This window comes from Candidatus Electronema sp. JC (assembly GCF_048287365.2).
GTDB lineage: Bacteria > Desulfobacterota > Desulfobulbia > Desulfobulbales > Desulfobulbaceae > Electronema.
Genome location: NZ_JBLWEM020000044.1, coordinates 41,543 through 67,068 on the forward strand (window position 1 = coordinate 41,543; position 25,526 = coordinate 67,068).

Here is a 25,526-nt window from a genome sequence, read left to right on the forward strand (position 1 = left end):
TGAGGCTGAGGCTATCATCCCTACTCCAAAGGAGGAGCGCAATGGCAACAAAATATTTAGTTATTAGCACCAATGTGGATATTAAACACGTTGACTATAGCAGGAGAGCATCTTATTACTCTCAGCCTAGTTCGTGGCGATCTGCGATAAAGAGTGTCGAGGGTAACGGATGAGGAGGCGATACTGGTGCGTCTGCTACCGTTTCTATAAAAACAATAGATGGACATGAAACTGATGCCGAGGAGTTGCGTGCCGCCCCAGAGAATGTTGCGGTGATGGATGCAGAGGCTGTCTTCTCTCTCATTCAACCTAAGGCACGTGGTGTATCAGATGCGATATCGTTGAAAACAGCAGGCACTCTCCGCATGCCTGAAGGTTTGTTGGCCGTGAATGCTGACACATGCCCATTTACAGGACAGGGAGTCACTGTAGCGGTGCTTGATACAGGAATTGATATCAATCATCTTGCGTTCAAAGGAAAGCGACTCGCAGTGCGTGATTTCACTGGCGATGGTGTTGACGAAAAGGATGTGACAGATAAAGATGGACATGGCACGCACTGCGCAGGAACAGCATGTGGCGCGGTTGTGGGTGATGTGCGTGTAGGGGTTGCTCCAGGTGTCACCAAACTTTGTATAGGCAAGGTTATCGGGAAGGATGGCGGCACACTCGAAATGATGCTTAAAGGTATGTATTGGGCGGTGATGGACGAAAAAGCATCAGTTGTGTCCATGTCGCTTGGCTATGACTTGCCAGGGAACACTGAACGGCTGATCCGGTCTGGCATGAGTCCAGCCCTTGCCACGCAGCAAGCTATGCGTCAACAGAACGACATCATAAAAGGCATAGCTACACTGCGCGCGTTTCTTGAATCACAACGGAAGAATGTCTTATTTGTTGCAGCGAGCGGCAACGAAAGTGAGCGTCCAGCATTCGTACTCGACTCTGGATTGCCAGCGGCAGAGTTATTTTCCGTGGGTGCAGTCGGTTTAAAAGCAGGTAAATGGGAAGTGGCATCATTCTCAAACGCCCGCGCCCAGCTTGTCGCGCCGGGCATTGATGTCGTATCCGCTGCGGTTGGAGGAGGATGGGCAACTATGAGCGGCACATCCATGGCAACGCCGCACGTTGCAGGTGTTGCGGCACTTTGGGTGGAAAAACTGCGCGGCACTGGAGAACTGACCATTCCAAGTTCCTTGCATTCTGCACTGATGGCAAACGCTACAAAGCATCCTCTTGCCAATACAGATACAGTTTCAATAGGTGCCGGAATGGTGCAGTCGCCAACATAGTGAAAATAGACAAGGATGGGCGAATAATTCTCGCCCATCCTTAAAATGCACTCTACCTCCCCTTCCCCAACCGCTCCCTCGACTCCTCGTTCTTTGCCAGCCTGCTCTCCAGCTCCTCCAGCTTGGCCTGCTCCTTGGCCACCACATCAGGCGGGGCATTGCTGAGGAAATTTTCATTGCCCAGTTTACCGTTGACCCGCTGTAAGTCCTGCTCGATCTTGCTGCGCTCGCGGGCCAGCTTGTCCAACTCTGCCTCCACGTCAATCAGCTCCTTGAGCGGCACCACCACCTCAACGCCGCTCACCAGCGCATGAGCGGCATCATCAGGCACCGCGCCGGACTCGGCAATGTCGAGGCTCTCGGCGCGGGTCATGGCGCAGATGGATCCGCTGAAAGAGCGCAGCAGCTCGCGCTTGGCCGCGTCGGGGCAGATCAGCACAGCCTGCACCTTCGCGCTCGGATGCACATCGGCCTCGCTGCGGATGGTGCGAATCGCGGTGATGACCTCCATCAGCAGCTGCATGGACTGCTCTGCTTCCGCGTTCTCCCAGAGCGGCTGCTCGACCGGGAACGGCTCCAGCATGATGGTGCCGCGCTGGCCAGGCAGCTGGCTCCAGATTTCCTCCGTGACAAAGGGGCAGATCGGGTGCAGCATCTTCAGAATATGCTCTATGACACAGAGGAGCACGCCGCGTGCCTGCTCCCGCGCCGCTGCGTTCTCGCTGAACAAATCAGCCTTGATCCACTCCACGTACCAATCGCAGAACTCGTGCCACGTAAACTGGTAGATGGCCGAGGCGATCAGGTTAAAGTCGTAGCCGTCGAGTGCCTTGCGCACGTCGCGGATGGTGGCGTTGGTGCGGCTCAATATCCAGCGATGGGGCAGGGCGAGCGTAGCTGGTGCATCGGCTACCGCAACAATGCTTGGCTTGCTCTCCTTGATGTGCATCTGGGCAAAGCGGGCTGCGTTCCAGAGCTTGTTGATGAAACGCCTGTAGCCGTCAATGCGCTCCTCATCCATCCTGATCTCGCGGCCTTGCGCGGCAAAGGCGGTCAGCGTGAAGCGGAAGGCATCGGTGCCGTACTGCTTGATCATGTCCAGCGGGTCAATGACGTTGCCGGTGGACTTGGACATCTTCTTGCCCTGCTTGTCGCGCACCAAGGCGTGCAAATACACGTCGCGGAACGGCACTTCGTCCATGAAGTGCAGGCCCATCATCATCATCCGCGCCACCCAGAAGAAGAGGATGTCGAAGCTGGTGATCAGCACCGAGGTGGGGTAAAAGGTCTGCAATTCCTTGGTATTCTCCGGCCAGCCAAGGGTGGAGAAGGGCCAGAGGGCGGAGCTAAACCAGGTGTCGAGCACGTCATGCTCTTGCGCCAGATGAATCTTGCCGCAGCGCGGGCAAAAACCCGGATCCTCGCTGGCGACGATGAGATGGCCGCATTCGAGGCAGTTCCACGCCGGGATGCGGTGGCCCCACCAAATCTGCCGCGATATGCACCAGTCGCGGATGTTGTCCATCCAAGCATAAAAGGTGTTGTACCAGGTGTCGGGATAGAGCTTAATGCGGCCTTCGCGCACCGCCGCAACCGCCTTGTCTGCCAGCGGGCGCACGGAGACAAACCACTGCTTGGAGGTCGTCGGCTCGATGACCGTGGCGCAGCGGTAGCACTTGCCCACTGCGTGCTCGTAGTCGTCAATCTTCACCAGCAGACCGAGGCTGTCCAAGTCCTTGACGATCTGCGTCCGGCAGGCGAAGCGGTCAAGACCAGCGTATTTACCAGCGTTCTCGTTCATGAAGCCGCGCTCATCCATCACCTTGACGCGCTCCAGATTATGGCGCAGGCCGATCTCGTAGTCGTCGCGGTCGTGCGACGGCGTGACCTTGAGCGCGCCCGTGCCGAAGTCGCGCTGCACGTGATGATCAAGCACCACCGGGATGATGCGGTCAACAATGGGCAGGCGGATGCCGATCTTGTCCAGCCCGGCGTAGCGTTCGTCCTCCGGGTGAACGGCTACTGCCGTGTCGCCGAGCAGGGTCTCGGGCCGAGTGGTGGCAATCACCACTGAGCCGCTGCCGTCCGCATAATGGTAGCGGATGTGGTAGAGCTTGCCAGCGGTCGGGTCGTGCTCCACCTCGTCATCCGCCAAAGCTGTCAGGCAACGCGGGCACCAGTTGACGATGTAATCGCCCTTGTAAATCAGGCCCTCGTTGTAGAGGCGGACAAAGACCTCGCGCACCGCCTTGGACAGGCCCTCATCCATCGTGAAGCGTTCCCGGTCCCAATCGCAGGACGCGCCCATGCGCTTGAGCTGCTGAATGATTGTTCCGCCTTTTTCCGCCCGCCACTGCCAGACCCGCTCGATGAACTTATCGCGCCCCAGCTCGTGGCGGGTGGTCTTCTCAGTGGCAAGCTGCCGCTCGACCACGTTCTGTGTAGCAATGCCCGCGTGATCGGTGCCCGGCACCCAGAGGGTGTTGTCCCCCTTCATGCGGTGATAGCGCGTCAGCAAATCCTGAAGCGTGTTGTTCAGGGCGTGGCCGATATGCAGTACGCCGGTCACGTTCGGCGGCGGAATGACGATGGAAAAGGCCGGGCGGCCTTCCTCCATTTGCGCGCTGAAGGTCTTGTGATTGAGCCAGTATTCATACCACCGCTGCTCGACTTCGGTGGACTCATAGGCTTTGGGCAGGTCGTATTTGACGGCGGCGGGCGTGGTTGTGTCGTTCATGGCAGCGGAAAAGGGATAACTTTATTGAAGGAAAGGCGGTTGAAGATCGAGATGCTATTATACCGCAGCATGGGGGGGGAGCGCAGTGATGTCGCGCAGACTTTTTCTCTCGGAAAGCTGCCCGATCAGCATGGCCATGAACTGGCTCCAGCGGTTATACGAGCGAAATTTCTGCCCTGAGTGATGCAGAGCGGCTTGCCGGTCGAAAACATGTCTCGGAATAAGTGCGATGATCTGATGCAGAATTGTGTTATAATGCGTCATGGCTCGGAACTCCCTGTGGATATATTTTTTTCAACCTCATTATAACACAGGGAGTCATCCGAGCCTTCACTTGCAGGAGCTTATTGGCATTTTTTATGAGACAGCACTGGGCTCACGGAAAAAAGGCGGCTCCCCGGATGGCGCAGTCTTCGGCAAAGCCGTTCATCAGGTTCATATTCTGCACTGCCTGCCCGGACGCGCCCTTGGCGATGTTGTCAATCGCAGACATGATAATCACCCGCCCGGTTCTTGGGTCGCATTTCACGCCGATGTCGCAGCAGTTGCTGCCGCGCACATGCTGGGTGGCCGGGAAGATTCCGGCAGGGCAGACGCGGACAAAGCTCTCGTCCTTGTACGTGCTTTCGTACAACGCCTGAATATCCTGCTCGCTGACTGCGCTGCTCAACGTGGCATAGATGGTGCTGAGAATGCCGCGTGAAATCGGCAGCAAATGCGGGGTGAAGGAGATCGTCACCGCGCTTCCGGCCAGCACGGACAGCTCCTGCTCAATCTCCGGGATGTGGCGATGTGTTCCGCCGACCTTGTAAGCCCGGAAGCCGTCCGCCACTTCACAATACAGGGTGTCCACGCTGGCCGAGCGTCCTGCGCCGGACGTGCCTGATTTGGAGTCAATGATCAGCGTGGATGGGTCAATCAGCTTTTCGCGCAGCAGCGGGGCTAGACCAAGGATGATCGAGGTAGGATAGCAGCCAGGATTGGCGACCAGCCGGGCCTGCTTCACCTGCTCGCGGTACAGCTCCGGCAGGCCGTAGGCAGCCTCGGCGATCAGCTCCGGGCATGTGTGCGGCTGATACCACTGCTCATACACTGCCGCGTCGCGGATGCGAAAGTCTGCGCTCAGGTCAACCACCTTCTTGCCAGCAGCCAGAAGCGTCGGCACAAGGGCCATCGCCGTCTTATGCGGCACAGCGGCGAAGAAGAAATCGGCGCGGTCAACGAGCTGCTCTGGGGTCAAGTCCTCGCAGAGCAAGTCCACCCGCTTGCGCAGGTTGGGAAAGACGGCGGAAAGCGGCTTGCCCGCATACTGGCGCGAGGTGGCCACGGTCAGGCGGACTTCAGGATGAGTGGAGAGGATACGGGCAAGTTCCGCGCCGGTGTAGCCGGATGCCCCGATGATGCCAACGTTCAGCATGGTGATGCTCCTTATTCAACAAATAAAGAAAGGGGAATAACGAAGCTGATCGTTATTCCCCTGCAATGTGTAGTTACTGCAATCTGCGCCGCAGTTCCGCCTGTTACCGTTTGGAGAACTGGAAGCGTGCGCGTGCGCCGCGCTGGCCGTACTTCTTCCGCTCTTTCACTCGTGAGTCACGGGTCAGCAGACCAGCCTTCTTCAGCGCGTCGCGCAGTTCAGGATTCAAGGTCTGGAGTGCTCTGGAGATGCCATGCACCAGCGCGTCCACCTGAGCCGCCTTGCCGCCGCCTTGGACGGTGGCCTTGACATCGAACTGCTCCGCTGTCTCCGTGACCGCGAAGGGCTGGGCTACTTTCGGCTCAAAGAAGATGTTGCCGAAATATTCCATCGGGGTCATCTTGTTGACCGCCACGCTGCCTGTGCCGCGTGTGATCCACACTCTGGCGATCGCGCTTTTCCGTTTGCCGGTGGCGTATGTCTGCTCGTTTGCCATGATGCTCTCTTATTTGATGTCGAGGAGTTCGGGCTGCTGGGCCTGATGCGGATGCTCGGCACCTGCATAGACTTTGAGCTTGGTCAGCTGGGCCGCGCCGATCTTGTTGTGCGGCAGCATTCCTTTGACCGCCATCATGATCAGATCCGTCGGCGACTTCTCACGCACCACTTTGGCGGTGCGGCTTTTGATGCCGCCTGGCCAGCCGCTGTGGCGCCAGTAGATCTTGTCGTTCCACTTGTTGCCGGTCAGATGCACCCGCTCGGCGTTGACAACAACGATGAAGTCGCCGTTGTCTTGGAAATTGCAGAAGGTCGGCTTATGCTTGCCGCGCAGCCGGTCGGCTATCTCTGTGGCGAGACGGCCAAGCACCTTGCCGTCCGCGTCCACAACATACCATTTGCGGCTGATCTCGTTGACCGGCGTATAATACGTTTTCATTGCACGCGCCTCAGTGTGTAATAAAAAAAGGTTCGAACAGGAACGGTCCGAACCTTGATCTGTTCTGGAAGTGGAGCGGGAAACGAGATTCGAACTCGCGACTTCAACCTTGGCAAGGTTGCACTCTACCACTGAGTTATTCCCGCTCTTGCGAAACGCTGGCACTATAGCAAAAAAGCGGACTGGCTGTCAAGCGGAAAAAAACAGGGCTGTTCTTTTTTGTTCCGGGCCGGAAAAAACGCTGACCGGGCAGGCAGTTCTTGCCAAGCGCGGGCTGCCGGAATATTATGTTTCGGCAAAAGCGAAGGAAGAAGGAGTTGCGCCGCACAGGAGGAAGGGGATGAAGAGAATGCTACGTGTTGCCGCTGCTGGGCTGCTGGCCTTGGCCGCAGGGGGTTGCGCCGGAAAGAACGGCGGGCCGGACAAAGAAAAACTGCCGGATTTCCGTCTGAGCTGCGCGGCGGTGCTGCCTGTGGCGCAAGCCGCTGAAGCAGGCCAGCAAGCGTTGGCCGAGGGCGCGGCGGTCTTGAACCAGCAGCTGCGGGGCTACTTCGGCAACAGAACGGATATCCGCCTGATCAGCGCGGACGAGGCGGGAGACGCTGGCGGGCCGAGAACATCGCTGGCCGCAGCCAAGGCGGCGGCGGAGAAAGTCGGCTGCAACGCCATCTTGGAGACCACGCTGCACCGCTACAAGGAGCGGCTCGGCGGCGAGTACACGGCCAAGGAGCCTGCGGCGATCGGTTTTTCCTACCGCCTGCTGGCCCTGCCGGACGGTGCCGCGCTCTGCCGGGGCCGCTTTGACGAGGAGCAGGAGCCGCTGATGAACAATCTGTTCAAGTTCCGGCAAAGCGCGGAGAACGGCTTTGCTTGGGTGACTGCGGAGCGGCTTTTGGAGCAGGGCCTGCATGAGCGGCTCGACAGCTGCTCGTTTCTGAGCGGCAAAAAATAGCGGGCGTGCAAGCTGTCCTCACTGCGGCGGAGAACCGGCGCGTGGCTCAGGCCATGCTTGATTACGGGATGCTGGCCGAGGGCGATCGGGTGCTGATCGCTGTCTCCGGCGGCATTGACTCCTTGGTGCTGGCGTGGCTGCTGCATGATTGGCGGCGGAAAGCCCCGATCAGCTACGAAGTGCAGGCGGTGCATATTGACATGCAGCCTGAAAACGGGCAGCCCGGCGGCAGAGCGGTCGCAACAGCAGCCCAGCTCGCCGCGCTGGGCATTGTTTGCGAAATTTTTCCTGCCGAGCAGCCGGTGGTGCTGGAGGAAGGCGCAGATCCGACGGGCCTCTGCCACCGCTGCGCCCGCAACCGGCGGCGGCAGCTCTTCGAGCGGGCGCGGCAGGGCGGCTGCGGCAAGCTGGCCTTTGGCCATCACCGCGACGACATTGTCGAAACTTTTTTCATCAACCTGACTTCCGGCGGCAACATCAGCACCATGCGGCCCAAACAGGAGCTGTTCTCCGGCAGACTAGCCCTGATCCGGCCTTTGGCGTATTTAGAAAAAGAGGAAATCCGGGCTATTGGCCGGCGGCTGAGACTGGAGCCTGTGCCCGCGACCTGTCCGCTGGCCGAGCAGACCCGCCGGAAAGACATCAGAGACTTATTGCAGCATATTTACGGGCAGATTCCCGGCAGCCGCGAGCAGATATTCGCCGCCTTGGGCAATGTGCGCAGCGAGTATCTGCTTTTGCAGGAAAGGAAAAACAATCATGCGCACCAGCCTTGACTGCTTGGTCTGTTACATGAAGCAGGCCCGCTCCATCGGCCATTTGGCGGAGGCCGACGCGGCGGCGCAGCGGCGGCTCTGCGACGAGGCCGGGCGGTTTGTCGCAACGGTTGATGCCGAGCTTTCCCCGCCGGAAAACGCCATCGCCCTCTACGCCGCCTTTGGCCGAGTGCTTGGCAGCGACGATCCTTTTGCGCGGGTCAAACAAGAAAGCAACGAGCTGGCCCTGTCCCTGCGCGAGGAAATCAGGCGGAAAATCGAGGCGGCGGACGATCCGCTGCGGGCGGCAGTGCGGGCCGCCATCGGCGGCAACATCATTGATTACGCGGCCCAGCACAGCTTTGACGCAGCGCAGACCATGCAGGACTGCTTTGCGCGGGATTTCGTGGTTGACGACTATACAGCCCTGCGCGAGGCAGTGAGCAAAGCAGGGCAAAGGGTGCTCTATCTCTGCGACAACTGCGGCGAAATCGTTTTTGACTGCCTGCTGATTGAGCAGCTGCGGCGGCTCGGCTGCCAGGTCACGGCGGCGGTGCGCGGCGGCCCGATCATCAACGACGCGACGCTGGACGATGCTCGCCTCTGCGGCATGGACCAGCTCTGCCCGGTGATCAGCAGCGGCATCGCCTGCCCCGGCACGCCGCTGGCCCTGTGCAGCAAGGAATTCAGGGCGCAGTTTCAGGCGGCGGAGTTGATCATCAGCAAAGGCATGGGCAACTTTGAGACTTTGTCCGAAACCGCCGCGCCGATTTATTTCCTCTTCACCGTCAAATGCGGGCAGGTGGCCCGGCATCTCACCGAGCGGCTGGGCCTTGCGCCGGGCAGCCTGAAAGGCGGCGGCGAGATGGCGCTGCTGCGGCAGCGCAGGTGAGAACGGTCAGCATGAAAAAACTCTGCCGACTTAAAGCGCGGCGGCAATGGCTTGGCGCAGCTCCTGCAAATTAAAAGGTTTGGCCACCGCCGCCCGGAAACCGTAGTTCCGATATTCCGCCAGCACCGGATCGTTGGAATAGCCGCTGGCCACGATCAGCCGGGCATCAGGGTCTTCCGCCAGCAGCAGCCGGGCCGTCTCCTTGCCGCCCATGCCGCCGGGAATGGTCAAATCCATGATCACAAAATCCGCCGGACGGCCTTCCTCGCGCAGCTGGCGGAAAAGCCGCACCGCCTCCTCGCCGTCCGCCGCCAGCACCGCCTCATGGCCAAGAGCGCGGAGCTGGGCCTGCACCAGCTTGCGCAGCATCTCGTCGTCGTCCATGACTAAAACTCGCCGGGGCAGCGGCGGGGCAGTCTCCTGCTCCTCAGTCAGGACGGCCTGCGCCGCAGCGGCCTCGGCTGGCAGCCAGATTGAAAAGACCGCGCCTTGCCCCGGCTCCGACCGCACGGCAATATGGCCGTCATGCTTTTTCACCACAGTGTGGCAGATAGCCAGGCCGAGACCGTTGCCCTCCGGCTTGGTGGTGAAATAAGGATCAAAAATTTTGTCCATGATCTCCGGGACAATGCCGGGGCCGCTGTCCTGAATGGTGATCCGCACCAAGCTGCGGCGGCGCAGGCCGGGCGGCAGGCTCCGCTCCTCTCCGTCGGCGTTGGCGCAGGCGATGCGGATCGAACCGCCGCCAGGCATCGCGTCCCTGGCGTTGAGAATTATGTTCTGAATCACCTGGCTGATCTGGCCGCTGTCCGCGTTGATCAGGCGCAGGTCTTCGGCGAAATCAAAGGCGCAGGAGACCGGCGAGCCGTGCAGGACGAATTCCGCCGAGTCCCGGATCAGGTCGGCGAGCGAGGTGATCTCCTTCATAGGCTCGCCTCCTTTGGCGAAAATCAGGAGCTGCTGCGTGAGCTTGGCCGCCCGCTCCGTGGCCTTGCGGGCATCAGCGAGCAGCGGGGCCGCCGGAGACGCTCCGGCAAGGGTGGCGGCCAGCTCAATGTTGCCGAGAATGGCGAAAAGGATGTTGTTGAAATCGTGGGCGATGCCTGCGGCCAGCAGACTGAGCGACTCCAGTTTTTTCACCCGGATCAGCTCCTCGGTTTTCCGCCGCTCTACCGTCACGTCGCGGAAGACAATCACCGTGCCGATGATCCGGCCCTCGCGGTCGCGGACCGGAGCGCAGCTGTCAGCGACGCTGAGGGGGCGGCTGTCGCGTCGGATCAGCGCGGTCTGCGCTTCCAGCAGCACCAGCTCGCCCAGCTCCAGCACCCGCCGCACCGGATCGGCGCAGGCTGCGCCGGTCTCCTCATGCACTATTTTGAACACCTCCGCCGAGGACTTGCCCGCCGCCTCGGCGGCAGTCCAGCCGGTCAGCTGCTCGGCCACTTTGTTGAGATAGCTGACCCGGCCCGCCACGTCTGTGGCGATCACCCCGTCGCCAATGGAATGCAGGGTGACAGCCAGCCGCTCGCGCTCGGCCTCGGCCCGCCGCTCCGCCTCCTTCTCCCCGGTGATGTTCCGCCAGATGCCGATCAGGCCCAGCGGCGCGCCGTCCTCGCCGATGTAGGGGCTTTTCAGGACATCGAAGAGCGCGCTGCCGCCGTCCGGGCGGACAAGCAGTTCCTCGCGCCGCTCCGCCGCGCAGGCGGCCAGCAGAGCCTGATCTTGACGGCTGAAAACGGCGGCCAAGCCCGGCGGCAGCACTTCCTCGTCAGTCCTGCCGACCAGCTCCGCCGCCGTTCTGCCGCTGAACTGCTCGAAAGCCCGGTTGCAGCCAAGGTAGCGGTTGCTCATGTCCTTGAAATAGATCGAGTCCGGGATGGAGTCGAGCAGGGCTTCCAGCATGGTCTGGCGGCATTGCAGCTCCTCCTTGGCCGCCTTGAGCCGGAGGGTCTGCCGCCGCAGACTGAGCTGCGTGCTGATCCGCGCCAGCACCTCGTCCTGCTGGAAGGGCTTGGTGATGTAATCCACCCCGCCCGCCGCAAAGCCCGCGACCTTGTCCTCCGCGCTGTGCAAAGCGGTCATGAAGATCACCGGAATTTCCGCCCAGGCCGGATCGGCTTTGATCCGGCGGCAGGTCTCCAAGCCGTCCATATCCGGCATCAGCACGTCGAGCAGGATGATGTCCGGCTGAATCTGCCCGATCATCTCCAGCGTCTGACGACCGCTTTGCAGGATGCGGAGTTCAAAGTCCTGCTCCTGAAGAAAGGAAAGCAGCACTTTCAGGCTGGCGGGCTGATCGTCCACTATCAGGACGAGGTCTTTGGCGCGGTCGCTCATGATGCTCTGCGGGGCTTGTGTTGATCAGCCAGACTGGCGATCTGACCGAGCTGAAAATTGTCCGCCAGCTCCTCGATCCGGGCGGCGAACTGGCGGCAGCGGCCTGCGTCGACTGCCGCCAGCTCGGCGGCTTTGCGGGCCACTCCGGCGATGTCGCCGGTGCGGGCCAGCCGGGCCAGCTCCTCCAGCTCCTGCTCCGGCGGGCAGGCCCAGTCAGGGAAGCTGTCCGGGTCGTCCTCCTCCGGCCAAGGCATGGGGATGCCAAGCTGACTTGCCAGCACCGCCAGCAGGTCAACAGCTGAAAAAGGCCGGAGGACGCAGGCGGCGAAGCCTTCGCGGTGCTGGCCGCGCTCCGCGTCCTCCGGCGCGGCCAGAGCGATCACCGGAATCGCTTCCAGCTCAGGCTGTCCGCGCAGGGCGGCGGTGAGCGGCGCGGCCTCCGCCTCCGGCGGCGGGTAGTCGAGCAGCACCGCGTCGGGCCGGTGTTTGGCGCAGGCTTCAGCCAGCAGGCTGAGGTCGTCCAGCTCCTGCACCTGAAAAGCCGCGTCTTCAAGTATCTTCCGCAGCACCTCGCGGTGAACAGCCTTTTCGTCGGCGATGAGAATTTTTTTGCCGTCGCCGAGCAGGGGCGGCATTCCGCCTCCGTCATCGCCGCGCAGCACCTTCACCTCGACGCTGAAGAAGAAGCGGCTGCCCGGCCCCTCGCCCGGCGGCGGCGCGCTGCGGAGCGGGCTGGCCACTTGCAGCTCACCGCCCATCAGGCGGATCAATGTGCGGCTGATGGCCAAGCCGAGGCCGGTGCCGCCGTCCGTCCGCAGCCGCTCGCCGTTGTGCCGGAACGGCTCGAAAATTTTCTGCTGCAGCTCCGGCGCGATGCCAAGCCCGGTATCCTCGATGCTGACAGAAAGCACGGCCTTGTCCCTGCCGCTTTTCTCAGCCCGCACTTTGAGCAGACAGCTTCCCTGCCGGGTGAATTTGACCGCGTTGGAAAGCAGGTTGAGCAGCACTTGGCGCAGGCGCAGCTCGTCCGCCTCAATCACCGCAGGCAGCCAAGTCTCCGGCTCATAGAGCAGCTCGATGCCCTTGAGCTGCGCCCGGCCCCGGCAGATTTCAGCGATGCCGTTGAGGAAGGGCGGCAGGCGGAACTCCCGTGTCACCAGCTCCATCCGGCCCGCCTCAATGCGCGAAAGATCGAGAATGTCGTTGATCAGCATCAGCAGGTGCTCGCCCGATTTGTGGATGGTGCGGACGCTGTTGAGCTGGCGCGGGCTGAGGCCGGGTTCGCTGGCGAGAATCTGGGTGTAGCCGAGCACGGCATTGAGCGGGGTGCGCAGCTCATGGCTCATGCTGGCGAGAAAGACCGATTTGGCGTGGTTGGCCGACTCGGCCAGCTCTTTGGCGTTGAGAAGCTGCTGCTCGGCTATTTTGCGGGCGTTGATGTCCTGCATGATGCCGGAGGCCCGCAGCGGCCTGCCTGCCGCGTCGCGGCGCGAGACCCGGCCTGCGGCCAGCGCCCAAATCCACTGGCCGGATTTGTGGCGCAGACACTGCTCGGCCATGAAGAGTGGCGAGCGGCCTTCCAGATGCTCGGTCAGCTTGGCCATGAGCTGCGCCTTCTCCAGCGGATGCACGGCATTCTCCCACGACGAGACATGAGGTTTGACCTCATCCGGCTGGCAGCCGAGGATTTCCGCCCAGCGCTCATTGAAAACCATCTCGCCAGTTTCGATATTCCAGTCCCAAGTGCCGAGGTTCGCGCCTCTGACAGCCAGCTCCAGCCGCTCCGTGCTTTCGCGCAGAGCTTCCTCCGCCCTTCTTCTGTCCGTTATATCATGGATGATGGAGTAGAGCAATGTCCGCCCGCCGCAGCGCAGCGGGCCGGAATAGACCTCCACGTCGCGCAGCTCGCCGCTGGCCAGCCGGTGGCGGAAGTGGAAGCAGAGCTGCTTTTTCTCCGCCGCGCGGGTCATGGCCGCCTGCACCTCCTCCCAAGGCCGCTGGTTGATTTCAGTGATGCTCATCGCGGTCAGCTCCTCCAGCTCGTAGCCGTAGTAGCGGCAGGCGGCCTCGTTGGCCTCGACAATCGCCCCGTCAAGGGGATCGATGATCAGTTTGACCGCCGTGTTGGTCTCAAAAGTCTGCCGGTAGCGGCGCTCGCTCTCCCGCAGCATGTCGCCTTGCAGCTTGAAGGCGGTGATGTCATGGGCGCTGAAAACAATGCCGCTGATCCGGCCCTCCGCGTCAGCAAAGGGATAGTAGGAGACATTCAGATAGCGCCGCGCCGCCGGAGGAAAGCTGAACCAGCCCTGGCTGTGAATTTCCTCGCCGTTCAGGCAGCGCTCCATGTCCGCCTTGATCCCCTGCCGCTCGAAGTCCGGGCCGTGCAGCTCCGCCGCCGTCCTGCCGACGATCTTCTCCGCTGTGCGGCGGAAATTTTCGCAGCAGGCCGCGTTCGCCGCCTGATAGATCAGATCGCGGTCAAGGAAGGCCATCATGTCGTCAGTGGCGGAGATGATCTGCTCGTAGAGCCGCAGCAGGCCGCTGGTCTTCCGCTGCTCGGTGATGTCCTCCTTGATGGCGACAAATTTGCCCGCCTCGCCGCTGGTGAAGAGGAAAGGGGCTATGATCAGCGACTCCCAGACAAGCGAGCCGTCCTTGGCCCGGTTGAGCAGCTCGCCTTTCCAGACCTTGCCCGCAGTGATGGTCTGCCATAGCCTGCGGTAGATTGCAGGCGGAGTCTGGCCGGATTTGAGCAGGCTGGTCCGCTGCCCGGCCAGCTCGGCGGCGCTGTAGCCGGTCAGCCGCTCCGCCGCTGAATTGGCGTACTCAATCCGCCCGTCCGCGTCAGTGATCATCACGGCGGCAGGGCTTTGCTCCACCGCCGCTGAAAGAAGCTTCACCTGCCGGCCGTGCTGGCGGATCAGCTCGGCCATCCGGTTGAAGGTCTGGGCAAGGGTGGAGAAGTCAGCAGTTTTGCACCGCTCCTCCAGCGGCTGCCAGTCCTCGCTGTCCAAACGCCGGAGTCCGGCGATCAGCTCGGCGATGGGGTCGGAGATGGCGTAGCGGACAAAGAGCTGGGCCACCGGGATGAAAAGGGCGAACGCGGCGGCGAAGACCGCCAGCATGGCCGCGCCGAGCAGGCGGTTCTCGCGCAGCGGGCCTTGCTCCGCGCCGAGCAGGACAGCGGCTTCGCCGCCTTCAGCCAGCGGCAGCCGCGCTCCCTGCACCAGCAGCTGTCCTGCCGCGTGAGGAATGTCCTGCCCCTGCCAGTTTTCTGCGTCGGCAGCGAGCAGCGGCAGCGAGGCCGGCGGCTCGGTCACGCAGGGCGGTCTGCCGTCGGTGGTCAGGACATGATGCTCCGGCAGCAGGACATGGATATGCAGGCCGCTCTGCCGGGCGGCGGCGCTGAGCCTTTCTTGGGTGAAACGGGCGGCGGCGGTCGGGCCGCCCTCTGCCGGACGGATGACCTGCTCCAGAATCAGGAAGCCGCGCTGCAGCTGCTCGCGGGCCAGCTTTTCCTCCTGCCGTCCGGCCAGCAGGCTGAAAACAGCATAGAGCAGAATCAGCACGGCGGCCATGACGCAGGCGCCGAAAAAAACGATCTGATCGCGCAGCTTAAGATGACTGCACGGGTCTGAGAGCAAATGGCGCATTGTTGGCTGAGAGAGCAAGAGAGTATAATTTTTTGAATTATAACCTGTGTGGCACAGTAAAGTCAAATTTTTTGAATTATCAGAGAAAAAAACGAAAATACAACGCCTTGCCGGGCATGTCCGTTGAAAATATTTGTAAATCAGCTGGTTCTGCGGTACAATATGAAATCCGGCCCTTTGCGCGCAAAGGGCCGGGGCGGAAAACTGAAGGTCTGCCCCGGAACTGGCCGCAGCGGCGGCGCGGGGCAAGGCAGGAAATGTCATCAACAACAGGAGGCACAGGCGATGAAGCTGCACAGCTTGCTCAACGACACCATTCACACGGTCAAAGGACTGGAGCGGAACATCAAAAGGCCGCTGCCGGACCGGGCGGTCATCCAGCATGTGGCGGAACAGCATCCCCTCCGGCTCACCTCGCATTATCTGCGTCTGATCAACTGGGACGACCCGGACGACCCCATCCGCCGGATCGCCATCCCCTCGGAGCAGGAGCAGAAAAAATCCGGCTCCTTCGACACCAGCGGCGAAGCGCAGAACACCAAACTGCGCGGCCTTCAGCACAAATACCGGCAGACTGTCCTGCTGCTGACCACCAATGTCTGCTCTGTTTACTGCCGCCATTGCTTCCGCAAGAGGCTGGTCGGCCTGGCCGATGACGAGGTGGTGACAGACTGGGACAAAGCGGCGGATTACATCCGGCGGCACGAGGAGGTGACCAACGTCCTCCTCAGCGGCGGCGATCCGCTGGTGCTTGAGACCGCCCTGATTCAGGAAATCCTCCGGCGGCTGGCGGCGGTGCCGCACCTCCGCCATGTGCGGATCGGCACCCGCGTGCCGGTGGTGCTGCCGGAGCGGATTTCCGGCGACCCGGCACTGCGCGAGGCCTTCCGGGAATTTCTCGCCTGCGGCAAGCAGCTTTACATCACCACTCAGTACAACCATCCCCGCGAGCTGAACCCGGCCAGCCTCGGCGCCGTGAGCTGTCTGTTGCGCAGCGGGGTGCTGGTCAACAACCAGACCGTGCTCCTCAAAGGAGTCAACGACGATCCGGCGGTGATGGCCGAACTCCAAGCCGCGCTGGCCAGCGCGGGCATCATCCCGTACTATGTTTTCCAGTGCCGCCCGGTGACTGCGGTCAAGGACGGCTTTCAGCTGCCTTTGCGCAAAGCCTGCAAGATTATTGACGAGTCCCGCCAGCAATTGGACGGCCTGAGCAAGCGCTTCCGCTTCGTCATGTCGCACCAAACTGGCAAAATTGAAATTTTAGGCTGGAAAAATGGCGGCATTTACGGCAAATATCTCCAGACCAACAGTCCGGAGCTGCACAACCGGATTTTTCACAAGCCCCTGAGCAAGGAGGCCGGCTGGCTGGGCAAGGACTGGCCGGAAGAGGATCCTTCTTGGACCTGAGTTCCTCCGGCGGGTGGGGCACAGACGCGCAAGCGCGGAGACCGCATCATGCTGGAAACGTCGCATTCGTTCACTTGGGAGCTGCGCGGCCTGGCCGCCGCTCTCTGCCTCGCCGCCTGCCTGCCGCCCGGCGCGGCGGCGGAGGAAACCCGGCTGCTGCGCAATCCGGCAGTCAGCGGCTCGCATGTCGCCTTTGTCTATGCCAACGACATCTGGGTGCAGGAGCGGGCGGGCGGCGGGCCGCGCCGCCTCACCACCTTCGAGGGCGCGGAGACCCAGCCGCATTTTTCCCCGGACGGCGCATGGATCGCCTTTTCCGGCGAATACGACGGCAATGTCGATGTTTATGTGGTCTCCGCCCAAGGCGGGGAGCCGAAACGGCTGACGTGGCATCCGATGGATGACGAGGCGCGCGGCTGGAGTCCTGACGGCAAATACGTGATTTTCGCCTCGCCCCGGAGCAGCGCGCCGACGGATTATCCCAAGCTCTGGCGGGTGAGCGTGGACGGCGGCCTGCCGGAGCCGCTGCCCATGCCGAGAGCGGCGGAGGGCAAATACTCGCCGGACGGACGGCGTTTTGTCTATCAGGAAATAGCCCCGTGGGAGACGGAATGGCGCAACTACCGGGGCGGCCAGAACAACCCGGTCCGCATCATTGATTTGGAGACGCTGGCCGTGGAGAAGCTGCCGTGGGAGGGCAGCAACGACAACACGCCGGTCTGGCTGGACGGCAGCGTTTATTTTCTTTCTGACCGCGACCAGACCATGAACGTCTGGTCCTACGATCCGGCCAGCAAGGAGCTGCGCCAGCGCAGCTTTTTCACTGAATTTGACTGCAAAAATCTGGAGGCGGGCGGCGGCAGGCTGATTTTCGAGAACGGCGGCTGGCTGCATCTGCTGGATCCGGCGGCGGACAAGCCGGAAAAGCTCTCCGTCACTGTGCGCGGCGATTTTCCTCTGGCGCGCCCGCATTGGCAACATGTTTCCGGCGACATCATCTCTTGGGGCATTTCACCCACCGGCCAGCGGGCTGTTTTCGAGGCGCGGGGCGAAATCTTCACTGTGCCTGCGAAAAAAGGCGATGTCCGCAATCTGACCGCCAGCCCCGGCTCCGCCGAGCGCAGCCCGGCCTGGTCGCCGGACGGCAAGCGGATCAGCTGGTTTTCTGACGAAAGCGGCGAATACCAGCTCGTGCTGGCTGATCAGGACGGCAAGAATAAAAAGACCGTCAAGTTGGCCAAGCCGAGCTTTTTCTACACCCCGGCCTGGTCGCCGGACTCCAAGCTGATCAGCTTCGGCGACGCGCACCGCAACCTCTGGCTGCTGGATCTGCAAACCGAGCAGATGCAGCTGATTGACAACGAGGGCTTCACGCATCCAGACCGCACCATCGCTCCGGCCTGGTCGCCGGACTCGAAGTGGATCGCCTACGTCAAGAGGCTGAAAAATCAGCACAACACTGTTTTTCTCTATTCTGTCGAGCAGAAGAAATCCTTCCAGCTCACCGACGGCCTCGCCGACTGCATCTCTCCGGCTTGGGATGAGGAGGGCAAGTATCTTTATTTTCTTTCAAGTGTGGATTTCGGCCTCAATGTCGGCTGGCTGGACATGAGTTCATGGAACCATCCTGTCCGCCGCGCGGTCTGTCTGGCCGTGCTGTCCGCTGACGAGCCGTCGCCGCTGCTGCCGGAAAGCGACGAGGAGAACAAGCCGGACCCGGAGAAGAAAAAACAGGAGCAGGAAAAGAAGGAGAAAAAAACAGCGGCCAAGGACAGCAAAGAGAAAAAACAGGCCAAAAAAGCGAAGGACAGCGACAGCAAGGACGATGAGAAAGAGCCGAAAAAAGCGGTGAAAGTGAAGATTGATCTCGAAGGCATAAACCAGCGGATTATCAGGATCGATGTTCCGGCCAGAGATTATGTCAAACTTGCCGCCGGCAAGGCGGGCGCGATTTTTTATCTGGATCAGAGCGGCGACAGCGATTTTTCTTTTTTCGGGCCGAAAAAAATGCTGCTGCGCCGCTGGATGCTGCGCGACCGGGAGGAGAAAGACTTCCTTAAAGATCTGCGCGATTTTGACATCTCAGCCGACCGGGAGAAACTGCTTTTCAGCAAAGGCTGGGGCGAATGGAGCATGGCCGAAACTGAAGTGATGCCGATGCCGGAAGCGGACGGCAGCAGTCTCAAGACCAGCGACATGCAGATGCGCGTTGATCCCAAGCAGGAGTGGCGGCAGATATTCCGCGAAGCCTGGCGCTTCCAGCGGGACTTTTTTTATGTGCGCAACATCCACGGGCTTGATCTGGACTGGGCATGGAAAACCTACGCGCCTTGGGTTGAGCATGTCCGCCACCGCGCCGATCTGACCTGCATCCTTGACATTCTCGGCGGCGAGACAGCGGTGGGCCACTCCTTTGTCGGCGGCGGCGACGAGCCGTTCACCGGCTACACCCCGGTCGGCCTGCTGGGCGCGGATTTCAGCGTTGAGCAGGGCCGCTTCCGCCTGAAGAAAATCTACGGCGGCGAGCATGGAAACATCTTCCTCCGCGCCCCGCTGCGCGGGCCGGGCATCAAAGTGAACGAAGGCGATTTCCTCTTGGCGGTGAATGGTGTCGAGCTGGACAGCTCAATCAATCCCTACAGCCTTTTCGAGGAGACAGCGGGCAGGCAGACGGTGCTGACGCTGAACGACAAACCGGACATGAAGGGCCGCCGCGAGGTGACGGTGGTGCCTTCAGGGTTTGATTTTGTTCTGCGCATATTAGATTGGGTCATGGGCAACCGAAAAAAAGTGGACGAGCTGTCCGGCGGCAGACTGGCTTATGTCTGGGTGCCCAACACCAGCTTGGGCGGATACAATTTTTTCAACCGCGACTATTTCGCCCAGCAGGACAAGCAGGGCGTGGTGATTGACGAGCGTTACAACACCGGCGGCGCGGTGCCGGACTACATCATCGACATCCTCAGCCGCGAGCTGCTCGGCTTTTTCAACAACGCGGTCGGCGACAAGCAGCCCTACACCCTGCCCAATGCCGGCATCTGGGGGCCGAAGGTGATGATCATCAATGAGTCCGCCGGTTCCGGCGGCGACCTGCTGCCCTACATGTTCCGGGCCAAGAAGATCGGGCCGCTGATCGGCACCCGCACTTGGGGCGGACTGGTGGGCATCTGGGACACGCCGCAGCTGGTTGACGGCGGCTATCTCACCGTGCCGCGCGGCGGCTTCTACAACCTCAAGGGCGAATGGGATGTTGAAAACAAGGGCGTGGAGCCGGACATCGTTGTTGAGCAGGAGCCTGCGGCGGTGAGCAAAGGCCACGATCCGCAGCTGGAGAAAGCGGTGGAGGCCGCTTTGGAGCTGCTCAAAACGCAGGAGGTGGACATCCTGCCGCAGCCGCCGGATCCGGTGCGGGCGCGGCAGCCCTGAGCAGAACATTTTCCGGGTCATGTTTGCGCTGATCTGGTATTATCCCCTCTGCCGCAGAGAAGACGGCAAGCTGCCCGGAACATCAACAAAAAAAGAACTGCTGAAGGACACATCATGCGCTATTCGCAACTGCTTATCACCACCACGAAAGAGATGCCTGCCGAGGCGGAGGTCATCAGCCACCAGCTCCTGCTGCGGGCCGGCTTCATCCGCAAGCTCACTTCCGGCCTTTACACCTACCTGCCGCTGGGCCTCGCCGCCTTGCGCAAGGTTGAAAAGATTGTCCGCGAGGAGATGAACCGGGCCGGGGCGCAGGAAATCCTCATGCCGATGGTGCAGCCTGCTGATCTCTGGGAAGAGTCAGGCCGGTGGAAGCAGTACGGCCCTGAGCTGCTCCGCTTCAAAGACCGCCACCAGCGCGACTGCTGCTTAGGGCCGACGCACGAGGAGGTGGTCACCGACGTGGCGCGGCGCGAAATCCACTCCTACCGCCAGCTGCCAGTCAATCTGTACCAGATTCAGACCAAGTTCCGCGACGAGATCAGACCCCGTTTCGGCCTGATGCGCGGGCGCGAGTTCGTGATGAAGGATGCCTATTCCTTTGATGTCAATGAGGAAGGGGCGGAGGCGAGCTACCGCAGGATGCGCGATGCCTACAACCGCATCTTCAAGCGCTGTGGCTTGGAGTTCCGGGCGGTTGAGGCGGACTCAGGCAGCATCGGCGGCTCCTTTTCACACGAGTTCATGGTGCTGGCCAAGACCGGCGAGGACACCTTGGTGATCTGCCAGAGCTGCGACTATGCCGCCAATCTCGAAAAAGCCAAGGCGGCGGCACCAGTGCGGACGGAGAACGGCGACGCGATGCAGGACTGCGTCAAGGTCGCCACGCCGGGCCTGAAGAAAGTGGACAAGGTGGCGGAGTTTCTCGGCTTGGACACCCGGCAGGTGATCAAGACCATGATCTATCTGGCCGACGGCGAGCTGGTGGCAGTGTTAGTGCGCGGCGACCGCGAGGTGCAGCCTGTCAAGCTGAAGAATCTCTTGAATGCCACTGATGTGGAGCTGGCTGACGACGACACGGTCTGGCAGAAGACCAAGCTGCCGGTGGGCTACATCGGGCCAGTGGGCCTGCCGATCAAGTTCGTAGCTGATCAGGAGGTGATGCTGATGGGCAATGCCGCTACGGGCGCGAACGAGAAAGGCTTTCACCTGACAGGAGTTAATCCGGGCCGGGATTTCACGCCTGCTTTAACCGGCGATCTGCGCCAGGTGACTGCTGAAGACCGCTGCCCGCTCTGCGGCGGTGCGCTGCGGCTGACCGAGGGCATCGAAGTCGGCCACATCTTCAAGCTCGGCACCAAGTATTCCGCAGCCATGAACGCTGTGTTCCAAGACACGGACGGCCAGGAAAAGGTGATGATCATGGGCTGCTACGGCATCGGCGTGAGCCGGGTGGTGGCTGCGGCTATCGAGCAGAACCACGACGCGAACGGCATCATCTTCCCGCTGCCGCTCGCGCCCTTCCAAGTGATCCTGCTCAACCTTGACCTGAAGAACGCGGCCATAACTGCCGCTGCCGAGCAGCTGCACAACGAGCTGGAGGCCGCAGGCGTTGAGGTGCTGTATGACGACCGCGACGAGCGGCCCGGCTCCAAGTTCAAGGACGCGGATCTGCTCGGCATCCCGTACCGGGTGACGGTAGGCAAGGGCGTTGAGAAGGACGGCACAGTGGAGTTGCGCGCCCGCCGTAGCGGCGAGACGGTCATGCTGCCTCTGGCGCAGGCGACGGCTGAGATTGCCGCCAAGATCAAGGCGGAGCTGGCTGCGGCGGGCTGATTGCTGGCCAGCAGCAGGGGCGTTGGAGCGAACGCCCCCTATATTGGCCATCACTTTGCTGGGTGACGCGCTGGACTTTCTTATTCATGTTGCTCCTGCGCAAAAAGTTCTATCATGAAATCTTTCGCTGGACAGAAAGAAGCTATCCCATGTGTTTACAACCGGCGGAGGTGTGGGGGCTTCTCTGAAGCAAGTACAGTCCACTTGGAAAAGAATATTCTTTACAGCTACAATCAAATTTTACAGTCTTCATGTTTTCTGTATTTCAACCGACGATTATCGAAAGCTGGTTTGGTTCCCTCAAGAATATCGATGACCGCCTGATTTATACGCTGTTCTTCGATAGCCCCTGAGAAAAAGTCAAATTCATGTCTGCCGTTTTTCTTGTCGATTGAAACATGGATAATTTGTTCGGCATCGGCTGCAACGGCAAGGTTCGGATTATGCGTGACAAGAATGATCTGCCGCCTCTTTTTAGCCTGCTGGATGAATTTGACTAAAATCTGATAAACACTTTGATTGTCGAGATTATCTTCCGGCTGATCAATCACAAGCGGAATGTCCTGCTTATCAAGCATCAGGTAAAAAATCAGCAGCAAACCGCCCCGTTCTCCCGGCGACAGCTCGCTCAAATTTTTGCCGTCAACCTTAAGATCATATCTTGGTTCAAGATAATCGAAACCAAAAAGATAATCGTACAGTTCTTGCGGTGTTTTCTGGCCTTTCATTTGCTTAAAAACATTACGGTTTATTTTTTGGGATGAAACGTCATCGCGCATGTCGACATGCAGAGCATTGACTATATTTTCCAGAGCCTTGAAAATCTGTTCTCCATTTTCCCAGTCGTTCACTTCGCCGCAAAGATTACGCAGCAATACTTTGCCATCATTAGCTCCATAGAAGCTGCCTTTTTTTCCTTGATCTATATACTTGAACACCTCTTCATAAAATGAATTACTGAAATGCAGGCCAGCATCAATCGAAATATTATATTCACCAAGAAATTCCCGGCAGTTAGCAACCTCTTGATCGATAGCTTGTTTCACTTTGTTATAAAATTCTGTAAGTCCACGCTTCTTGCTGAAGACTTCTTTGGCAGTCTGTTTCCGCTTGCTGCGGGCATCATCCATTTGTTTCAAGTATAGATTACTGATGTTATTCAGTTCGTTATTCAGCCCGTTCAGCGTCTCAGCACCCGGATTACGCTCTTCACCACGCAGTTCTTTTTCCCGCTCCTGCCATTGTTTCAATTCGCTGAGATACTGCTGATATTCTCGCTCAGACTTGCCAAGCCGTTCTATTATCTTAGCTTTGTCGGTTTCCAATCTCGCTTTCTGACAGACCAAGCTATTCGCAGTCTTCACCTCATCAGAACCTGCTTCTTCCACAGCCAGAAGCAAGTCATCAATTTGTAAAGACCTTTTTACTCTTTTATCAATAGCAGAATCGAGAACAGGGTAATTTACATTTAGTGTAACAATATGATCGAAATTCAAGCCAGAAGACTCAAGAACATCCTTATGTTCTGTTTCAAGTCCAAGCAGTGCTTCAACGGCCCGCTTGATAGATTGCCGCACCTGCTGAAGCTGCTCAATAGCGTGCTTCAATTCACCCTGTTCGGCTTCGAGCTTCCTTATCTCCGCCTCAAGTCCTTCGATATTCTTCGTTACCCCTTCTATCTCCGTTGTTTCTGCTTGTGGTGCCGCCGTCGGCTTCGGCTTTTCTATAGGAAAAACTTTCGCGTGAGCATTCAGCTCTTCTTGTTTCCGTTCGATTTTATCCTTTAGTTCCTTGCGATAGTCTTCGGTGAGTTTTTTCTCAAAGAAAACGACATCAAGATTAGCCTGCTGAAGTTCTGTCTTTTTCAAGGCAATATCTTGCTCGGCCTGTTGAGAAAGATATTGGATTAAGTCGTTCAGGCTAGCCTTGCCATGCTGATCCTGCTTTTTTACGTACCGAAAAATGACTGATTCAAGTGTTGCTCGAAATTCATCGTAGGCAACATTCGCACAGATTCGTTCAAGATATTTTTGAGGAAGATATTCAACTCTTTCTTCGAGATGATCTGAAACTTGCTCATCCAGCTGTTTAATATCCGGTTTCCCTTCGTGCCAGTTCAATGTCCCTTTGAAATGTTTTGCGATGCCTCCTTTGAGGAACTTGTTTTTGTTCAGGAAGGAGAACAGTTCTTCTGTTTTCAGACTCGACGGTTCCTTCCATGTTTGGTTGCGGCTGTTGCCGAGCAGTCCGATAATATCGGTGACTGCGCTTTTGCCGCCGCCTTTGTTGCCGATGATGGCAACCAGTTCTTTTCCAAAGACAATATTTTCGTCGTGAAACCAATCTCCATGCTGTTGCTGATATCCATCAACGCAGCTTATGTGCAACGACTCTATATAGCGCGTTTTATGTTGGCGGACTCGGCGTTCAATTTCAGGTTTCTCACCAATATATACACGGCTGCGTGGTTCAAAAATAATCTGTTTAAGACCTTCAAAGGTGGGGTCAGCCTTGATCCAAGTCGGCTGCACAGTCCCCTGCTTTTCTGCGAAAAATACTTGTCCAAGTTTCCGGTCAAGATCGTCAAGAGAATGGGCATCGCAGCACGACAGCACCGGCTTCGGTTTGGTGTATTCTTTTTTATTCTCGGCACGATTGCTGCTGAGAAAATAATCAACATTATTGGCATTGCCAAAGAACGCATCGCTGAATTTATCCAGCTCGTCTGCAATCAGACACTTGCGCTGATTGCCACTTTCTGCACGAATGCCGTCATTGTTCGCTGCTGTGATGATGAGGACATAATCCAGCAACTCAGCGTTTTTTCCATAGGTTTCCGCAAGTGCCTCTCTGATGAATTCCCGCGTTGTGGTGGCTGCATTACAATCGTCGTTGCTCAGTTCAGATGCCTTTGTATGTCGATCAGAATTGTCAGTTTTATTTGTTTTGAGTTGGCTGATAAAATATTTGATTTTATCAATATGATTAGGCCAAGATGAATTAAAGATCAGATGAGTGTTGACCTCCGCCTGCTGTTTATTGACAACATAGCTCAACCGCAGCTCGATGTTCGGGAAGAATACTTTAGGTGAGTCAGGATAACGTGCTTTATATTTTTCGCACACAGAGAGATAGCTATCGATAGAGAAGTAATCAGCAATGCCAAAAACCTGCACATCTGAATCATGCAACTTTTGACAATATGATTTCCATACATCACTGCCGTCAGAGGTTTTGAACTGGTCGTTTAATTTTGTCTTGGGCGCATGAATGTGCAAATCCCATTTTCTCCATTCAGAACCTCTCGGCCATCTTTGCTGTTCCATGATTGCAATAAATTGATATTTTTTACATTAAACACACTACTGGTCAACCAGTAGCTGAACGTTATGGAGATAAAAGGGACCTAATGTGCAACTCTTAAAAAAGATGCCTGATCCATGGGATCCTGTAGAATAGCGGTATCTAAGCCATATCCACAAGGAGCGCGCCGTGGACCGGGACAGTTTTATTATCGCTGTTTTTCTGATAGTCTGCAGCCAATATGATTTCATCAAAAATAACTTTAAGATACGGCGCGGCGGTTTTCCGCCTGCCCTGAGCGATGAGGAAGTCATCACCATGGAAATATGCGGAGAATATTTCAAGTCGCATTACAGGCACTTTTTTCCGAAATTTTCTGACAGGTCTTCATTTGTCCGGCAGGCTGCAAATTTATGGCAGGTGAAATCGGCTGTTCAAAAACGTCTGGCCATGATCAGCGGTGAAATAAATGATCCTGTCCAGCCAGTCGACACGTTTCCTCTGCCTGTCTGCGTCATCACAAGAGCTGGACGGGACAGATGCTTCAAAGGAGAGGCTGATTTCGGATGCTTGCGCGGC

The 25,526-nt window shown here is 58.7% G+C and carries 14 protein-coding genes, 1 tRNA gene and 2 pseudogenes; 8 read left to right on the forward strand and 9 right to left on the reverse strand.

Translation table 11 applies throughout. The features are described from left to right. Positions 1–275 precede the first annotated feature (275 nt). Positions 276–1,292 carry a S8 family peptidase gene (locus ACNKH3_RS07390; RefSeq protein ID WP_417916037.1) on the forward strand — a complete coding sequence of 339 codons (1,017 nt, stop codon included), beginning with the start codon at positions 276–278 and terminating at the stop codon, positions 1,290–1,292. Between the two features lie 52 nt (positions 1,293–1,344). Here ACNKH3_RS07390 and ACNKH3_RS07395 read toward each other — a convergent pair whose 3' ends face one another. The 6 genes and pseudogenes from ACNKH3_RS07395 to ACNKH3_RS07420 form a co-directional block, all read right to left on the reverse strand. Beyond that, positions 1,345–4,029 (reverse strand): valine--tRNA ligase, encoded by a 2,685-nt coding sequence (locus tag ACNKH3_RS07395; protein WP_417916032.1) that lies wholly within the window; start codon positions 4,027–4,029, stop codon positions 1,345–1,347. A gap of 87 nt (positions 4,030–4,116) precedes the next feature. Beyond that, positions 4,117–4,293 (reverse strand): annotated as a pseudogene (locus tag ACNKH3_RS07400) (DUF4372 domain-containing protein); the annotation flags it as partial. A 112-nt stretch (positions 4,294–4,405) separates the two neighbouring features. Next, a complete protein-coding gene (gene argC, locus ACNKH3_RS07405) occupies positions 4,406–5,446 on the reverse strand; it encodes an N-acetyl-gamma-glutamyl-phosphate reductase (protein WP_417916033.1) in 1,041 nt (346 codons plus the stop codon). 103 nt (positions 5,447–5,549) lie between these two features. Then, a complete protein-coding gene (gene rpsI, locus ACNKH3_RS07410; protein ID WP_417916034.1) occupies positions 5,550–5,942 on the reverse strand; it encodes a 30S ribosomal protein S9 in 393 nt (130 codons plus the stop codon). A gap of 9 nt (positions 5,943–5,951) precedes the next feature. Next, positions 5,952–6,383, reverse strand: coding sequence for a 50S ribosomal protein L13 (gene rplM / locus ACNKH3_RS07415; protein ID WP_417916035.1), 432 nt, complete (start codon positions 6,381–6,383; stop codon positions 5,952–5,954). A gap of 71 nt (positions 6,384–6,454) precedes the next feature. Continuing rightward, positions 6,455–6,529, reverse strand: a tRNA-Gly gene (locus ACNKH3_RS07420). A 194-nt stretch (positions 6,530–6,723) separates the two neighbouring features. Between ACNKH3_RS07420 and ACNKH3_RS07425 the strand changes: the two genes are divergently transcribed. From ACNKH3_RS07425 to ACNKH3_RS07435, 3 genes are read left to right on the forward strand one after another with little or no spacing between them, the layout of a single operon-like run. Continuing rightward, positions 6,724–7,335: a hypothetical protein gene (locus ACNKH3_RS07425; protein WP_417915972.1), complete on the forward strand. Its 612-nt coding sequence runs from the start codon at positions 6,724–6,726 to the stop codon at positions 7,333–7,335. A gap of 5 nt (positions 7,336–7,340) precedes the next feature. Continuing rightward, positions 7,341–8,111: a tRNA lysidine(34) synthetase gene (locus ACNKH3_RS07430; protein ID WP_417915971.1), complete on the forward strand. Its 771-nt coding sequence runs from the start codon at positions 7,341–7,343 to the stop codon at positions 8,109–8,111. Beyond that, positions 8,095–8,982: a damage-control phosphatase ARMT1 family protein gene (locus tag ACNKH3_RS07435; protein ID WP_420208768.1), complete on the forward strand. Its 888-nt coding sequence runs from the start codon at positions 8,095–8,097 to the stop codon at positions 8,980–8,982. Before ACNKH3_RS07430 ends, ACNKH3_RS07435 begins: the two co-directional genes overlap by 17 nt. 30 nt (positions 8,983–9,012) lie before the next feature. Here the strand turns inward: ACNKH3_RS07435 and ACNKH3_RS07440 are convergent, their stop codons facing one another. Both ACNKH3_RS07440 and ACNKH3_RS07445 read right to left on the reverse strand, forming a co-directional pair. Then, a complete protein-coding gene (locus tag ACNKH3_RS07440) occupies positions 9,013–11,319 on the reverse strand; it encodes a response regulator (protein ID WP_420208769.1) in 2,307 nt (768 codons plus the stop codon). Beyond that, entirely contained in the window at positions 11,316–14,972 is a 3,657-nt protein-coding gene (locus ACNKH3_RS07445; protein ID WP_420208770.1) for a PAS domain S-box protein, read from the reverse strand. Before ACNKH3_RS07445 ends, ACNKH3_RS07440 begins: the two co-directional genes overlap by 4 nt. Before the next feature lie 285 nt (positions 14,973–15,257). Here ACNKH3_RS07445 and ACNKH3_RS07450 point away from each other — a divergent pair, with 285 nt between their 5' ends. The 3 genes from ACNKH3_RS07450 (at position 15,258) to ACNKH3_RS07460 (ending at position 21,644) form a co-directional block, all read left to right on the forward strand. Continuing rightward, the gene (locus ACNKH3_RS07450; RefSeq protein ID WP_417915894.1) at positions 15,258–16,382 is read left to right on the forward strand and encodes a KamA family radical SAM protein; all 1,125 of its coding nucleotides are present in this window, start codon (positions 15,258–15,260) and stop codon (positions 16,380–16,382) included. Positions 16,383–16,430: 48 nt separating this feature from the next. Next, complete coding sequence (locus ACNKH3_RS07455; RefSeq protein WP_417915895.1) at positions 16,431–19,808, forward strand: S41 family peptidase; 3,378 nt, start codon at positions 16,431–16,433, stop codon at positions 19,806–19,808. A 114-nt stretch (positions 19,809–19,922) separates the two neighbouring features. Beyond that, complete coding sequence (locus ACNKH3_RS07460) at positions 19,923–21,644, forward strand: proline--tRNA ligase (RefSeq protein WP_420208771.1); 1,722 nt, start codon at positions 19,923–19,925, stop codon at positions 21,642–21,644. Between the two features lie 233 nt (positions 21,645–21,877). Here ACNKH3_RS07460 and ACNKH3_RS07465 read toward each other — a convergent pair whose 3' ends face one another. After that, complete coding sequence (locus ACNKH3_RS07465; protein WP_420208772.1) at positions 21,878–24,970, reverse strand: TrlF family AAA-like ATPase; 3,093 nt, start codon at positions 24,968–24,970, stop codon at positions 21,878–21,880. 166 nt (positions 24,971–25,136) lie between these two features. Here ACNKH3_RS07465 and ACNKH3_RS07470 point away from each other — a divergent pair. Beyond that, positions 25,137–25,526 (forward strand): annotated as a pseudogene (locus ACNKH3_RS07470) (IS982 family transposase); the annotation flags it as partial.

What these genes read in the sequence shown, in the direction of transcription:
- argC (WP_417916033.1), bottom strand. Translation starts at nt 5,446, where the DNA reads ATGCTGAACGTTGGCATCATCGGGGCATCCGGCTACACCGGCGCGGAA.
- ACNKH3_RS07425 (WP_417915972.1), top strand. Translation starts at nt 6,724, where the DNA reads ATGAAGAGAATGCTACGTGTTGCCGCTGCTGGGCTGCTGGCCTTGGCC.
- ACNKH3_RS07390 (WP_417916037.1), top strand. Translation starts at nt 276, where the DNA reads ATGGATGCAGAGGCTGTCTTCTCTCTCATTCAACCTAAGGCACGTGGT.
- ACNKH3_RS07465 (WP_420208772.1), bottom strand. Translation starts at nt 24,970, where the DNA reads ATGGAACAGCAAAGATGGCCGAGAGGTTCTGAATGGAGAAAATGGGAT.
- ACNKH3_RS07455 (WP_417915895.1), top strand. Translation starts at nt 16,431, where the DNA reads ATGCTGGAAACGTCGCATTCGTTCACTTGGGAGCTGCGCGGCCTGGCC.
- ACNKH3_RS07450 (WP_417915894.1), top strand. Translation starts at nt 15,258, where the DNA reads ATGAAGCTGCACAGCTTGCTCAACGACACCATTCACACGGTCAAAGGA.
- rpsI (WP_417916034.1), bottom strand. Translation starts at nt 5,942, where the DNA reads ATGGCAAACGAGCAGACATACGCCACCGGCAAACGGAAAAGCGCGATC.
- ACNKH3_RS07440 (WP_420208769.1), bottom strand. Translation starts at nt 11,319, where the DNA reads ATGAGCGACCGCGCCAAAGACCTCGTCCTGATAGTGGACGATCAGCCC.
- rplM (WP_417916035.1), bottom strand. Translation starts at nt 6,383, where the DNA reads ATGAAAACGTATTATACGCCGGTCAACGAGATCAGCCGCAAATGGTAT.
- ACNKH3_RS07435 (WP_420208768.1), top strand. Translation starts at nt 8,095, where the DNA reads ATGCGCACCAGCCTTGACTGCTTGGTCTGTTACATGAAGCAGGCCCGC.
- ACNKH3_RS07395 (WP_417916032.1), bottom strand. Translation starts at nt 4,029, where the DNA reads ATGAACGACACAACCACGCCCGCCGCCGTCAAATACGACCTGCCCAAA.
- ACNKH3_RS07445 (WP_420208770.1), bottom strand. Translation starts at nt 14,972, where the DNA reads ATGCGCCATTTGCTCTCAGACCCGTGCAGTCATCTTAAGCTGCGCGAT.
- ACNKH3_RS07460 (WP_420208771.1), top strand. Translation starts at nt 19,923, where the DNA reads ATGCGCTATTCGCAACTGCTTATCACCACCACGAAAGAGATGCCTGCC.